The sequence below is a fragment of the Methylobacterium platani genome (genome assembly GCF_001653715.1).
GTDB classification, from domain to species: domain Bacteria; phylum Pseudomonadota; class Alphaproteobacteria; order Rhizobiales; family Beijerinckiaceae; genus Methylobacterium; species Methylobacterium platani.
The window spans coordinates 219-647 of sequence record NZ_LWHQ01000063.1 but is presented as its reverse complement, the minus strand read 5'-3'; the positions used below and the strand labels follow the sequence as shown (position 1 = coordinate 647).

The 429-nt window shown below is 71.1% G+C and carries 1 protein-coding gene; it reads left to right on the top strand.

What is annotated here, in order from left to right:
- A partial coding sequence (locus A5481_RS35420) for a nitrilase-related carbon-nitrogen hydrolase (protein ID WP_280946417.1) occupies positions 1 to 429 on the top strand: 429 nt, incomplete at both ends.

Genomic DNA, 429 nt, shown 5'->3' with positions numbered 1-429 from the left:
GCGGCCGGCCGCGGCGCGACCCTGGTGGTGTTCCCCGAACTCGCCTTCACGACGTTCTTCCCGCGCTGGCTGCTCGACGGGGACGACCTCGACCGGTATTTCGAGCGCGCGATGCCCAATCCGGCGGTGCAGCCGCTGTTCGATCGCGCCCGGGCGCTCGGGGTCGGGTTCAACATCGGCTATGCCGAGCTGACGCCGTCGGGCGAGCGCTTCAACAGCGCCATCCTGGTCCAGCCGGACGGGTCGATCCTCGGGCGCTACCGCAAGGTCCACCTGCCGGGCTCGGTCGAGCCGCGGGACGGCGCGCGCTTCCAGCAGCTCGAGAAGCGCTACTTCTCCTACGGCGATACCGGCTTCCCGGCCTTCCGGGCCGGCGAGGCGTGGTCCGGCGCGATCCTCGGCATGATGATCTGCAACGACCGGCGCTGG